Consider the following 12,417-nt stretch of genomic DNA (forward strand, 5'->3'; position numbering starts at 1 on the left):
GTAGGACGCGCATGACGGATGAGGCTGTTGCGGCCGATATGACGGCCGGGTCGGTGCCCTGTCGCCCGGTCGGTGCCCCGAACGAACGGGGCACGGGCCGGCGCCACGCGCGCGTCAGGGGCCGGTGACGGGCAGACCGGCCGACTTCCAGGCCTGGAACCCGCCCGTCAGGTCCGTCGCCCGGTGCAGGCCCAGCGTGTGGAGGGAGGCCGCGGCGAGGGAGGAGGCGTAGCCCTCGTTGCAGATCACGATCACTTCGAGGTCGTGGTCCGTGGCCTGCGCGATGCGGTGCGAGCCCCGGGGATCGAGGCGCCACTCCAGCTCGTTGCGTTCGATGACCACCGCCCCCGGGATCAGCCCGTCCCGCTCGCGCAGCGCCTGGTAGCGGATGTCCACCAAGAGGGCCCCGGCCAGGGACGCCTCGTGGGCGGCCCGCGCCTCGACGCGGGTGTAGCCCTCGCGGACCCGCTCCAGGAACTCGTCGATGCCGACGGGGGCGCTCACTGCCAGTCCGCCGGACGCTCGACCTGCTCCAGGGTGAGGACCGGGCCGTTGCGGCTGTAGCGGCGGATCAGCGGCAGCGGCGGGTAGTACGCGTGGACGGAGACGGCGTGCTCGGTGCCCGATTCGTTGAGCACCTCGTGGACGTGGTGCTCGCCGAAGTCGCGTCCGGTCTCGGCGGTCAGCGCGCGGGTACGGTCCACCCCGTCGGCCAGTTCCAGGCTCTGCCAGCCCTCGGAGGGGAGGCGTACGGACAGGGAGTGCTCGGTGAGCCGGCCCCGGGCGGTGGCGAACGCTCCGCGCGACTCGGCGTGGTCGTGCCAACCGGTGCCGGTGCCCGGCGGCCAACCGATCAGCCAGGCCTCACTGCCGCCCGGACCGTCCAGACGGATCCAGGTGCGGCCCTCCGGGTCCAGGGGCAGCGAATCGACGACCGCGGGATCGGCGGCGGTGCGCAGGGCGAAGGCGAGCAGCTCGGCCGCCGTCGGACCGGAGCCGGGGGAGACGGGGAAGGCGGAGGGCGCGGGAACGTGCAGGGGGGCGGGCGCGTGCGTCGGCGCAGACATGGGGTGATGACCGTCCTGGGAGTTCGCGAAGGTGCGCGGGGGCCCGGAAGGGCACGGGGCGCGCGGAGGGAAGGCGAATCAGCAGGAAGGGCGACACACGCAGCCCGCGTAGCGGAGCAGGTCCATGTGAACCCTCCGCCACAGGCGTACGTCGTTGCCGGTCATGTCCGCGAGTGAACCACGAGGTGCCGAGAACGGTCAATCGATCACGGCTGTAGGCGTGGTGGAGGCGGTCGGCGCGGCCTCCGGCGCACCACCGCGCACGGCGTCCGCGGCCTCGTACAGTTCCGCCGGCCGGACCCCCTCGAACGTGGCCGCCAGGTGCCCGTCGGGCCGCACGAGGAGCACGGTGTGCGCCGGGGCCCCGGGGTACGAGTCCGCCACCAGCAGCTCGGCCCGTACCGGCAGCGCGGTCACCGCCGCCGCCAGTCGGGGCATCAGTCCGGCGCCCACCCAGTGCCGCCGGTCCCAGACGCCGGTGCCCGGGGCGACGAGCAGCACCAGCAGCCGACCGCGGCCGAGCAGGTCGCGCAGCGGGACGGTCGCCCCGTCGGGGGCGGTGACCGGGACGTTCGCCACCGGACCGCCGGGTTCCGTCGCCGTCGGCACCTCGTGCACGGCGACCGGCGGGGCGTACACGGGCTCCGCGCCCAGCGGGCCCCGGCCGAGGTGGCCGTCGGTCAGCAGGGAGTGCGCGGAACGCGTCGATCCGGGGAGCAGGGTGCGCAGGCCGCCCCCGCCGCGCAGGGCGGGCATGGCCTGGTCGGCGGCGCGCAGTCGGGCGGCGACGGCGGTGCGCCGTTCCTCCTCGTAGCTGTCGAGCAAGGTCTCCGAGGCCCCCTGGTGCCAGGCCTGGGCCAGCTTCCAGGCCAGGTTCTCGGCGTCGCGCAGCCCCTCCTCGACCCCCTGGGTGCCGAGCGCGCCCAGCAGGTGGGCGGCGTCCCCGGCGAGGAAGGCCCGCCCGTCGCGCCAGCGCAGGGCGAGGCGGTGGTGCAGGGTGTGCACCCCGGTGTCGATCAGCTCGTACGGCGGAGTCGTGCCCCCGCACCAGCCCGCCAGGGTGTCCCGGATCAGGGTGACGAGCGCGTCCGGGGTGACCAGGTCGCCTCGGGACGGGAGTAGCCAGTCGAGGCGCCAGACCCCGTCGGGCAGCGGCCGCGCGGTGACCTCCTCGGGGCCGGCGGGCGGGTTGCGGTGCAGCAACGCCTCCCCGGGCCAGGGCAGTTCGGCACGCAGCGCGGCCACGGCGTGCCGCTCGACAGCAGTCCGGCCGGGGAAGCGGATGCCGAGGAGCTTGCGCACGGTGGAGCGGGCGCCGTCGCAGCCGACGAGGTGGCTGCCGCGCCACCAGGTGGTCTCGGAGCCCCGGGTGTGCGCGGTGATGCCGCGCTCGTCCTGCTCCAGGGAGTCCAGCTTGCAGTCGGTGACCAGCTGGATCAGCGGGTGGGTGGTGGCCGAGTCGCGCAGGCCGCGGGCCAGGGCGTGCTGCGGCAGGTGCAGGGGGGCGGGACGGTCCTCGAAGGTGATCCGCGAGGATTCCTGACGGCGCCTCATGGTGCGCCAGGCCGCGAAGCGCGCGCCCTCGTCGCGCAACGTCGTACAGCCCAGCCGGTGCGCCATGGCCGCCGTGTCGGCGTGCAGGACGACGGAACGGGCGGGCCGGGGCTCGTCCTTGCCGGGTCCCTCGTCGAGCAGGACGGACGGCACGCCGTGGCCGGCCAGGGCGAGGGCGAGGGACAGCCCGACGGGTCCCGCGCCGACGACGATCACCGGGTCCATGGCGCGGCTCCCGATGTCCGGTATGTGATCACAGAACGTATGCAACCCACTGAAGGTGCCCGCGTCAAGTGACACCCGTCGCGACAACGCCGCGTGGTGCGGCGGAAGAGTTCCGCCGCACCACGCGGGCTACGCACTATGACTGACCCTATGTCAGGCCCTGGGGGCCGGAAGACCGGAGGCCGGCCTTCGGTGAAGTCGGGTCAGGTGGACCTGCCGATGGCGAAGTCGTTGGCCTCATTGGCGCCGACCACCGCTCCGGTGCTCTTCGTGGACTTGCGCTGCCGGCCTTCGAGCCAGGACGCGAAGCTCGTGAGGGCGAAGTTGACCGCGATGTAGATCAGCGCGATCACGACGAAGGTCGCGATGGTGTTGCTGTAGTTCGCGGAGATCTGCCGAGCCGTCGACAGGAGCTCGGTGAGGCCGAGCAGGGTGCCGCCGAGCGCGGTGTCCTTGAGGATCACCACGAGCTGGCTGACCAGGGCCGGCAGCATCGCGGTGACGGCCTGCGGGATCAGCACGTGGACCATGGTCTGGCCCTTGCGCATGCCGATCGCCTTGGCCGCGTCCGACTGGCCGCTGGGCAGGGACTGCACGCCCGCCCGGACGATCTCGGCGATGACCGAAGCGTTGTAGAGCACCAGGCCGGCGACCACCGCGTACAGGGGACGGATGTCGGAGGAGATCGGTGTGAACTCCACGAAGAAGGCCGAGCCGAAGATCATCAACATCAGCACCGGGATGGCGCGGAAGAACTCGACGAACGTGCCGACGGGGACCCGCACCCAGGCGTGGTCGGACAGCCGACCGATGCCGAGCAGCGCACCCAGGGGCAGCGCGATCACCATCGCGAGCGCGCCCGCCTTGAGGGTCTCCAGCAGGCCGGGGATCAGGAACGTCGTCCAGACCTGGCTGTCGGTGACGAAGGGGGACCACTTCTCGCCGTCGAGCTGGCCCTTCTCCGACATGAGGCCCAGCGCCCACCACAGGGCCAGGCCGAGCAGGATGACGAAGACGACGGTGTAGATCCAGTTCCGGGACTTCGCCTTCGGGCCCGGGGCGTCGTACAGCACGGAGTTCATCGCTTCACCGCCACTCGCTTGGCCACCCAGCCCAGCAGCAGGCCGGTGGGCAGGGTCAGCAGGACGAAACCGAGGGCGAAGACGCCGAAGACGGCGAAGAGTGCCTGGGCCTCGTTCTCGACCATTTCCTTCATCAGCAGGGCCGCTTCGGCCACGCCGATGGCCGCAGCCACCGTGGTGTTCTTGGTGAGTGCGATCAGTACGTTGGTGAGCGGCGCGATGACCGCACGGAAGGCCTGGGGGAGCACGATCAGCGTGAGCACCTGGAAGAAGCTCAGGCCCAGCGCGCGGGCGGCCTCCGCCTGCCCCACGGGCACGGTGTTGATGCCCGAGCGCAGTGCCTCGCAGACGAAGGTGCCGGTGTAGGCCGAGAGTCCGAGGACCGCGAGCCGGAAGCCGGTCTCCTTGAACGTCTCGCCGCCCAGTGAAATGCCCAGCGTCTCGCTGAGGCCCAGCGAGCAGGCGATGATCAGCAGGGTCAGCGGGGTGTTGCGGACCACGTTGACGTACGTGGTGCCGAAGCCGCGCATCAGCGGGACCGGGCTGACCCGCATCCCGGCCAGGACGGTTCCCCATATGAGGGACCCGGCCGCCGAATAGAGGGTGAGCTGAACCGTCACCCAGAAGGCTCCGAGCACGTCGTACTGCCCGGAATCAAGAAAGTCGAACACGTTGCCCTGCGCTCTCCCCAGAGTGGCCGGTGAGGGGCGCCGCCGCCCGCGGCAGGCGGGCGGCGGCGCCCCTCACCGGGGAATCAGCTGCCTTCGGTGATCTGCGGGGCAGGCTCGTTCTTGTAGTCGGCCGGACCGAAGTTCTTCTTCACGGCCGCTTCCCAGGAACCGTCCGAAACCATCTTCTTCAGCGCGGCGTTGATCTTGGTCTGGAGGTCCTTGTCGCCCTTCTTCAGACCGATGCCGTAGTTCTCGTTGCTCATGTTGAGCCCGACGAGCTTGAACTTGCCCTTGTTCTTCTCCTGCGCGGCGTAGCCGGCCAGGATCGAGTTGTCCGTCGTCAGCGCGTCGATCGACTTGCTCTCCAGGCCGGTGAGGCACTCGGAGTAGCCGGCGGATTCCTTCAGGTCGGCCTCGGGGGCCAGCTTGGTCTTGACGTTCTGCGCGGAGGTGGAGCCGGTGACCGAGCAGAGCTTCTTCTTGTTCAGGTCCTCGGGCTTGGTGATGCTGGTGTCGTCGGCGCGAACCAGCAGGTCCTGGTGGGCGAGGAGGTACGGGCCCGCGAAGTCCACCTTCTCCTTGCGCTTGTCGTTGATCGAGTAGCTGGCGACGATGAACTTGACGTCACCGTTCGAGATGAGGTTCTCGCGCTCGGCACTGATGGCCTGCTTGAACTCGATCTGGTTCGGCTCGTAACCGAGTTCCTTGGCCACGTAGGTGGCGACATCGACGTCGAAGCCCGTGTACTTGCCGTCGGGGGTCTTGAGGCCCACGCCGGGCTGGTCGAACTTGATGCCGATGACGACCTTGTCCTTGCCGCCGCCGCCGGACGCGCCGGCGTCACTTGCGGACTTGTCGCTGTTGCCGCCACAGGCGGTCGCCGTCAGGGCAAGGGCGACGGCGACGGCCGCGGCCGCACCGACCTTGGAGATCTTCATGATGAACTTCCCTCGGGTGAGACGTGGTTGAGCGACGAGCGAGATGTGTGCTCCGTCGAACGGATCACTACCGGACGAGAAACGTCAGTGGTGCAGGATCTTCGACAGGAAGTCCTTGGCGCGGTCGCTGCGCGGGTTGCTGAAGAACTGCTCGGGCGTGGCCTGTTCGACGATCTTTCCGTCGGCCATGAAGACGACCCGGTTGGCGGCCGAGCGGGCGAAGCCCATCTCGTGCGTGACGACGACCATGGTCATCCCCTCCCGGGCGAGCTGCTGCATGACCTCCAGCACCTCGTTGATCATTTCCGGGTCGAGGGCCGAGGTCGGCTCGTCGAAGAGCATGACCTTGGGTTCCATCGCCAGCGCCCGGGCGATCGCCACGCGCTGCTGCTGGCCGCCGGACAACTGCGCCGGGTACTTGTCGGCCTGCGAGCCGACGCCCACCCGGTCCAGCAGCGACTGCGCCTTGTCGCGGGCGGCCGCCTGGTCGGTCTTGCGGACCTTGATCTGACCCAGCATGACGTTCTGCAGCACCGTCTTGTGCGCGAACAGGTTGAACGACTGGAACACCATGCCCACGTCGGCACGCAGCCGGGCGAGTTCCTTGCCCTCGGCCGGCAGTGGCTTCCCGTCGAGCGTGATGGTGCCCGAGTCGATCGTCTCCAGCCGGTTGATGGTTCGGCACAGCGTCGACTTGCCCGATCCCGAGGGACCGATCACCACGACGACCTCACCGCGGGCAATGCTCAGATCGACGTCCTGAAGCACGTGCAGCGCGCCGAAGTGCTTGTTGACGTTGCTCAGTACGACCAGGCCGTCCGCGGCACCGGCCGCGTCCTGCACGTCCTTGGTCACTGATACTCCGCTCATCGGCTTCTTGCTCCGTCCTCCGTCGGTTGGGAGGACAGTAGTGACGAGGCGCGCACACCGTCACCACATCTGAGGGAGAATTGAGCATAACGATCCGGCCTCGCCCGGATACGCTCCGTGCGTGGCTCCGCCCGGGGTGCTCCGGACGCGTACCGGGTGCATAACGGAAGACTCGCCGGACCGGAACCCCCTTGACGTGGGAGTCTTCATGGGCGTGGATGCATGGTGGCCCGTGTTGGGCCATTCTTCGTCCGGATGCCGTGAACAGGAAAGGGGGATGTCATGAGGCTGCTGCTCGTAGAGGACGACGACCACGTCGCCGCCGCCCTGTCCGCGATCCTCGCCCGGCACGGTTTCCGGGTGACCCACGCCCGCAGCGGCGAGGAGGCCCTCCAGGCGCTGCTGCCCGCCGGGTCCCCGCCCGGCGCCTCTCCCTACGGGGTGATCCTGCTCGACCTCGGTCTGCCCGACCAGGACGGCTACGAGGTCTGCGGCAAGATCCGCAAGCGCACCAGCACGCCCGTGATCATGGTGACCGCGCGGGCCGACGTCCGCTCCCGCATCCACGGCCTGAACATGGGCGCCGACGACTACGTCACCAAGCCGTACGACACCGGCGAGCTCCTCGCCCGCATCCACGCCGTCGCCCGGCGCACCGGCGCCTCCGAGGAGACCGCCACCGGCGGCACGGGATCCTCCGCCGCGGTCCGGCTCGGCCCCGTCTCCATCGAGCTGCCCACCCGCCGGGTCAGCGTCAACGGCGCCGACGTACCGCTCACCCGCAAGGAGTTCGACCTGCTGGCCCTGCTCGCGCAGCGGCCCGGCGTCGTCTTCCGGCGCGAGCAGATCATCAGCGAAGTCTGGCGCACCAGCTGGGAGGGCACCGGGCGCACCCTCGAAGTGCACGTGGCCTCGCTGCGCTCCAAGCTGGGCCTGCCCGCCCTCATCGAGACCGTCCGCGGGGTGGGCTACCGGCTCGTCACCCCGGCCGCGCCCTGACGGGCCCCTGCCGTGCGCGCCCGACTGCTGCCGCTCCTCGTCGTTCTCATGGCGGGCGTCCTGATCGCCCTCGGGTTCCCGCTCGCCGTGAGCCTGGCGGCCCGACAACAACAGGACGTCGTCGTCGACCGGATCGACGACAGCGCCCGCTTCGCCGCGCTCGCCCAGTTCGTCATCGACGCCGAGGGCTCCGGCTCCACCGGGGCCGACGAGCGCCAGGAGACCCTCCAGCAGGAACTCGCCCGCTACCAGGAGCTGTACGGCATCCGCGTCGGCATCTTCTACCGCGACGGGAACGCCCTGGTCAGGGCGCCCGGCTGGTGGCAGCTCCCGGACGACGGCGAAGGCCGGTGGGCCTTCGGCGAGGCGCTCGCCGGGCGGCGCAGCCACGACCCGGGCCAGGTGTGGCCCTGGCAGACCCACGGCAAACTGCTCGTCGCCTCCCCGGTCGTCCTCGACGGGGACGTGGTCGCCGTCGTCGTCACCGAATCGCCCACCGACCAGATGCGCGCCCGGATCCTGCGGGGCTGGCTGTACACCACGGCCGGACTCGCCGCCGCCATGCTGCTGGCCTTCGGCGCCGCCCTGCGCCTCACCAGCTGGGTCCTCAAGCCCGTGCAGACGCTGGACGCCGCCGCCCACGGCATCGCGACCGGTCGCATGAACTCCCGCGTCGCGGCCTCCGGCGGCCCCCCCGAACTCCAACGCCTCGCCCGCTCGTTCAACGAGATGGCCGACAACGTGGAAGAGGTCCTGGAACAGCAGCGGGCGTTCGTCGCCGACGCCTCCCACCAACTGCGCAACCCCCTCGCCGCGCTGCTCCTGCGCATCGAGCTGCTCGCCCTCGAACTGCCCGAGGGCAACGAGGAGATCGCCTCCGTGCGGACCGAGGGCAAACGCCTCACCCAGGTCCTGGACGACCTCCTCGACCTCGCCCTGGCCGAACACGCCTCCGCCGAGATCAGCCTCACCGACATCGGGGCGCTGACCTCCGAGCGGGTCGCCTCCTGGCGGCCGTACGCGGAGGAGAAGGGCGTACGACTCACCGAGACGGGCCGCTCCGCCGTCACCGGCTGGGCCGACCCGATCGCCCTGTCCAGCGCGCTCGACGCCGTGATCGACAACGCCCTGAAGTTCACCCCCGAGGGAGAGCAGGTCGAGGTGTCCGTCTCCGCGGCCGGGCGCAGCGCGCTCATCGTCATCGCCGACCGGGGGCCCGGCCTCACCGAGGAGGAACTGCTGCGCGTCGGCGACCGGTTCTGGCGCAGCGGCCGGCACCAGAACGTCAAGGGCTCCGGCCTCGGCCTGTCGATCTCCCGGGCCCTGCTCGCCGGTGGCGGCGGCTCCCTCTCCTACGAGACGAACCCGCCGCACGGGCTGCGCGTGACGGTCGCCGTCCCGCGCACCGACCCCCACAACCCCTGACGCCCCGGGCCGGCTACCAGGACAGTTCGGTACGGGCCGGCGCGGAGGTCGCGTACGTCTCCCCGACCGACCGCAGCTCGAAGCGCGCCGCCCGCTCCCGGCCCGCCCGGGGGACGGAGGGGACGTACAGGGCGGCGGCGCAGGTGCCGCCGAGGAAGCGGCGGGTGCCGTCGGGGAGCAGGCGGTGGAGCTCGTAGTGCCGGACGGGCCCGGCTGCCCGGTGCCAGGTGAGGCGGAGCTCGACGGTGTCGCCCCGCCGGGCGGTGGCGGCCGGCTCCAGGTGGGTGGGCGGGGCCGGGTGCCGGGGAAGGGCGGTGTCGCGTACCGACAGGGCCCCGAGCCGCCAGGACACCGGCTCGTTCCCGCGTCCGGTGATCCGTACCGCGAGGGCGTACGCGGTCACCCCGGCCGGCGCCCCGAGGGGGACGCGGGTGGTGCGCCAACCCCGGCCGCCGCTCGGGGCCGCCGCGCGCAGCCAGGTGTAGGGGATCGGGTCGCCGGGTGCGGCCGGCTCGCGGGTGGCCACCCCGAACTCGACGACGACCGGGCCGGCCTCCGTACGGTGCACCAGCTCGGCGACCGTGGTGCGGGTCAGCGGGAGCCGGGTCGCGTGCAGGCCGACGGCGACGGGGGCGCCGGGCCGGCCCGCCACGAGGAGGCTCGAACCGCCGCGCCAGGCGTCCGCGAAGTCAAGGGTGACGGACGGCCGTTCACCGGCGGTGTCCACCACCCAGCGGCGGCCCGGCAGCCGGTCCTGGAGGGCGAGGTGGCTCCAGGGCGCGTCGCCGCGGACCTCGCCGTCCTCGTACCAGCGCAGTCCGTGACCGGTGTTGAACGAACAGGCGAAGGGCGGCCCGGTCACCGTGGAACGGTCGGCGACCACCGTGGCGGGCGCCCGCCAGTCCGATGCGGGTGCGGGCTTCGACGGGTCGAGGGACTCGCCGGTCCAGAACAGGTCGTCGGAGCGGTGGAACGCGCCGGGGGAGCGGTCGGTGAGGTGGTTGCGGGTCCACTCGGGACGGTAGAAGCCGTAGCTGACGACGTGGTCGCGATCGCGCGGCACGATCGCGTCCCAATGCACGCGTGAGTGGAACCCGTTGGACTCGACGTCCACGGCCGCCCACAGTTCGTGGCGGGAGCGGCCCAGCCGGTCGGCTAGCGCGCCGGAGGCGGCCAGCGTCGACGCGGTCCAGCGGAAGTCCACGAAGAGGGTGTCGGCGACCTTGCCGGCCCGGTCCTCGAAGAACTCCTGGTTGAGGGCGTTCAGCGCCCCCTGCCAGCCGACCCGGCCGGTGGTGTTCATGGCGTCGTACCAGGTGATGCGCAGGCCGTGCGGTTCGCCCGCGGCCCGCAGGGCGCGCAGGAACCCACGCATCCGGGACGCCAACGCGCCGTCCCCGCCGTCGGTCTCGGCGTTGACGAACCAGCCGTCGAAGCCGTGGGCCAGGGCGACCCGGACGAGTTGCTCCGCCGCGGGGAAGCGGCCGAGGGCGTCGCGCCGCACCAACTCGTGCGTCCACCGCAGGTCACCCCCGTAGGGGACGGGCGGCAGGAACACGTTGCCCAGGACCCGGACGCCGTTGCGGTGGGCGGCGTCCGTCACGGGGGCGTTCGGCGCGAGCACGACGCCCTCGCCGGCGGAACCGCCCCAGAAGACCAACTCGTCGATGTACGCCCAGTGCGTGAGCGCGTACGAGTCGGCCGTCGCCGAGCCCTGGGACGGGTTGCCGGCGGTCGGACCGAACGAGACGAGCGAGGCGATCCGGGCCTGCCCCGCGCGGGCGCCCGGGTGCGGGGGCACGGGGGTGAAGCGCGGGGCGAGCGGGACGGTCGCCGCGTTGTGAGCCAGGTCGGGGTCCGCCTCCGGGCTCCACGCCGACAACGAGCGCCACACGATCCCGGGCCCCGGCTCGCCCGGCGGGAGCGAGTGGGGGAACCAGTAGGAGGCGTACGGGGCGAGGACGGGCGCGGGGTCGGGAGTCGCCGCCCGCGCCGGGGCGACGGCCCCGACCGGCAGCGCGCCGGCGCCGGCGACCCCGGCGACCAGCACCGTACGCCGGGTCGGCCCCGGGGCGGCGCCGGCCGGGGACGTACGGGGGACTGCGCCCGGATCGGTCGCGGACATGCGGGTCTCCTCACGCGGGGCGGGGCGGTCGTGGCCGGTGCGGGGCCGTGCGGGTCAGGTCACGTCGTGCACCCGCAGCACCTCGGTGATGCCGCGCGCGGACAGGTGCGCCGGATTCCCGGCGTGCTCCGCCAGGACCACCGCCGGGCGCACCCCTTCGGCCGCCAACGAGGCCCAGGCTTCGAAGAACGCGCCGCCCGGGGCGCACGCCCGGGCCCGTGGCACCGGGCCCGCGGCCAGGGCGAGGGCGGTGGACCGGGGCGCGGGGTGGTGCGTACGGCCGCGCCACTGCCCGGCGATCCGGGCGACGGCGGCGCCGACGGGCTTGGTCCGGCGGTCGTTGGTGAGCAGGCCGAGGCCGTACTCCACCTCCGGGAAGTCCGCGAGATCCCGGGACACGTCGTGCGAGCACCACCAGGTCACCCCCCACAGGTCCGGGCAGTCCAGCGCGTTCGCCACGGTGGCCTCGGCGAACCGGGCGGCGTCGGCCGGCCCGATCAGCGGGGCGGGCGCCCCCACCTCCTGGAGCCACACCGGGCGGTGCGGGTCCGCCGCCCACGCCTTGGACAGCTCGATCAGGTAGGCGGCGTGGTGCTCGGTCGCCGTCCCGGTGGGCCCGTGGCGTTGCGCGGTGCCGTTGAACACCCAGGAGTGCACGGCGGTGGCCGCGCCCAACCGGGCCGCCTGCGCGGGGGTGAAGGGGTGCCGGTCCCGGTACCAGACGGCGTCGTACTCGGCGTGCAGGTGGAGGCGGCCCGGGGCGCCCTCCTCGCAGGCGGCCAGCATGCGCTCCAGCCAGCGCCGTGCCCGGTCGGGGGTGACGCGGTCGGGGTCGGGATGCGGATCGTCGGCGAACTGGTTGATCTCGTTGCCCACGGTCATGCCGAGGAAGTGGGGGCGGTCGGCGAGGGCGGCGGCCAAGGTGCGCAGGTATTCCGCCTGGCCGGCGATGACGTCCGGGTCGTCGAAGATGCCGCGCCGGTGCCAGGTCGCCGTCCAGGAGGGCAGGAAGTCGAAGCTCGACAGGTGCCCCTGCAACCCGTCCACGGCGACGTCGAGCCCGCGGGCGGCCGCCGCGTCGGCGAGCGCGACCAACTGCTCGACGGCGCGCGGCCGGATCAGGGTGCGGTTCGGCTGGAACAACGGCCACAGCGGGAAGACCCGGACGTGGTCCAGTCCGAGCGCGGCCACCGAGTCCAGATCGGCGTGGACCTCGTCGAGATCGAAGTCCAGCCAATGGTGGAACCACCCCCGGGTCGGGGCGTAATTCGCGCCGAAGCGCAGGGTGCGCGGGTCATGCGGCATGAAACGTCCCGGAGTTCGGGGAATTCACCGGACGCCTCAACCTGCCGCGCGTGGTCGGACAAAGTCAACAGGGCCTCGGGGCAGGGATTTCCAGGAGCCGGCGCATGGCCACTTATGCGCGTCGGTTCCTTGCCGGCCGGGCCGTGTGGGGTGGGG

At 72.2% G+C, this 12,417-nt stretch carries 12 protein-coding genes; 2 read left to right on the forward strand and 10 right to left on the reverse strand.

Annotated features, from left to right (window positions below; genetic code table 11):
- Positions 1-114 precede the first annotated feature (114 nt).
- From ACZ4XJ_RS22900 to ACZ4XJ_RS22935, 8 genes are all read right to left on the reverse strand, one after another.
- On the reverse strand, positions 115-504 hold the full coding sequence (locus ACZ4XJ_RS22900; protein WP_468497169.1) for a rhodanese-like domain-containing protein: 390 nt from the start codon (positions 502-504) through the stop codon (positions 115-117).
- Positions 501-1,067 (reverse strand): cupin domain-containing protein, encoded by a 567-nt coding sequence (locus tag ACZ4XJ_RS22905; protein ID WP_468497170.1) that lies wholly within the window; start codon positions 1,065-1,067, stop codon positions 501-503. Before ACZ4XJ_RS22905 ends, ACZ4XJ_RS22900 begins: the two co-directional genes overlap by 4 nt.
- A 78-nt stretch (positions 1,068-1,145) precedes the next feature.
- On the reverse strand, positions 1,146-1,232 hold the full coding sequence (locus tag ACZ4XJ_RS22910; protein WP_311318651.1) for a putative leader peptide: 87 nt from the start codon (positions 1,230-1,232) through the stop codon (positions 1,146-1,148).
- A 33-nt stretch (positions 1,233-1,265) separates the two neighbouring features.
- On the reverse strand, positions 1,266-2,846 hold the full coding sequence (locus ACZ4XJ_RS22915) for an FAD-dependent oxidoreductase (RefSeq protein WP_468497171.1): 1,581 nt from the start codon (positions 2,844-2,846) through the stop codon (positions 1,266-1,268).
- 203 nt (positions 2,847-3,049) lie between these two features.
- On the reverse strand, positions 3,050-3,928 hold the full coding sequence (locus tag ACZ4XJ_RS22920; protein WP_468497172.1) for an amino acid ABC transporter permease: 879 nt from the start codon (positions 3,926-3,928) through the stop codon (positions 3,050-3,052).
- On the reverse strand, positions 3,925-4,599 hold the full coding sequence (locus ACZ4XJ_RS22925; RefSeq protein WP_362879319.1) for an amino acid ABC transporter permease: 675 nt from the start codon (positions 4,597-4,599) through the stop codon (positions 3,925-3,927). The genes ACZ4XJ_RS22920 and ACZ4XJ_RS22925 overlap by 4 nt, the downstream gene beginning before the upstream one ends.
- An 83-nt stretch (positions 4,600-4,682) precedes the next feature.
- Positions 4,683-5,537, reverse strand: a complete 855-nt coding sequence (locus ACZ4XJ_RS22930) for a glutamate ABC transporter substrate-binding protein (RefSeq protein WP_362879317.1) — start codon at positions 5,535-5,537, stop codon at positions 4,683-4,685.
- Positions 5,538-5,621: 84 nt separating this feature from the next.
- A complete protein-coding gene (locus ACZ4XJ_RS22935; RefSeq protein WP_362879315.1) occupies positions 5,622-6,407 on the reverse strand; it encodes an amino acid ABC transporter ATP-binding protein in 786 nt (261 codons plus the stop codon).
- Between the two features lie 282 nt (positions 6,408-6,689).
- Between ACZ4XJ_RS22935 and ACZ4XJ_RS22940 the strand changes: the two genes are divergently transcribed.
- Positions 6,690-7,406 carry a response regulator transcription factor gene (locus tag ACZ4XJ_RS22940; RefSeq protein ID WP_362879314.1) on the forward strand — a complete coding sequence of 239 codons (717 nt, stop codon included), beginning with the start codon at positions 6,690-6,692 and terminating at the stop codon, positions 7,404-7,406.
- Positions 7,407-7,418: 12 nt separating this feature from the next.
- Entirely contained in the window at positions 7,419-8,831 is a 1,413-nt protein-coding gene (locus ACZ4XJ_RS22945; protein WP_468497173.1) for a sensor histidine kinase, read from the forward strand.
- 13 nt (positions 8,832-8,844) lie between these two features.
- Here ACZ4XJ_RS22945 and ACZ4XJ_RS22950 read toward each other — a convergent pair whose 3' ends face one another.
- The gene (locus ACZ4XJ_RS22950) at positions 8,845-10,956 is read right to left on the reverse strand and encodes an endo-beta-N-acetylglucosaminidase (protein WP_468497174.1); all 2,112 of its coding nucleotides are present in this window, start codon (positions 10,954-10,956) and stop codon (positions 8,845-8,847) included.
- Positions 10,957-11,010: 54 nt separating this feature from the next.
- Entirely contained in the window at positions 11,011-12,261 is a 1,251-nt protein-coding gene (locus ACZ4XJ_RS22955) for a glycoside hydrolase 5 family protein (protein ID WP_468497175.1), read from the reverse strand.
- Positions 12,262-12,417 lie beyond the last annotated feature (156 nt).

Source organism: Streptomyces sp. NPDC029836 (assembly GCF_055574495.1).

Coding starts and splice junctions, on each gene's coding strand:
- ACZ4XJ_RS22905 (WP_468497170.1), bottom strand. CDS start 1,067: ATGTCTGCGCCGACGCACGCGCCCGCCCCCCTGCACGTTCCCGCGCCC.
- ACZ4XJ_RS22910 (WP_311318651.1), bottom strand. CDS start 1,232: ATGACCGGCAACGACGTACGCCTGTGGCGGAGGGTTCACATGGACCTG.
- ACZ4XJ_RS22915 (WP_468497171.1), bottom strand. CDS start 2,846: ATGGACCCGGTGATCGTCGTCGGCGCGGGACCCGTCGGGCTGTCCCTC.
- ACZ4XJ_RS22920 (WP_468497172.1), bottom strand. CDS start 3,928: ATGAACTCCGTGCTGTACGACGCCCCGGGCCCGAAGGCGAAGTCCCGG.
- ACZ4XJ_RS22930 (WP_362879317.1), bottom strand. CDS start 5,537: ATGAAGATCTCCAAGGTCGGTGCGGCCGCGGCCGTCGCCGTCGCCCTT.
- ACZ4XJ_RS22935 (WP_362879315.1), bottom strand. CDS start 6,407: ATGAGCGGAGTATCAGTGACCAAGGACGTGCAGGACGCGGCCGGTGCC.
- ACZ4XJ_RS22940 (WP_362879314.1), top strand. CDS start 6,690: ATGAGGCTGCTGCTCGTAGAGGACGACGACCACGTCGCCGCCGCCCTG.
- ACZ4XJ_RS22950 (WP_468497174.1), bottom strand. CDS start 10,956: ATGTCCGCGACCGATCCGGGCGCAGTCCCCCGTACGTCCCCGGCCGGC.
- ACZ4XJ_RS22955 (WP_468497175.1), bottom strand. CDS start 12,261: ATGCCGCATGACCCGCGCACCCTGCGCTTCGGCGCGAATTACGCCCCG.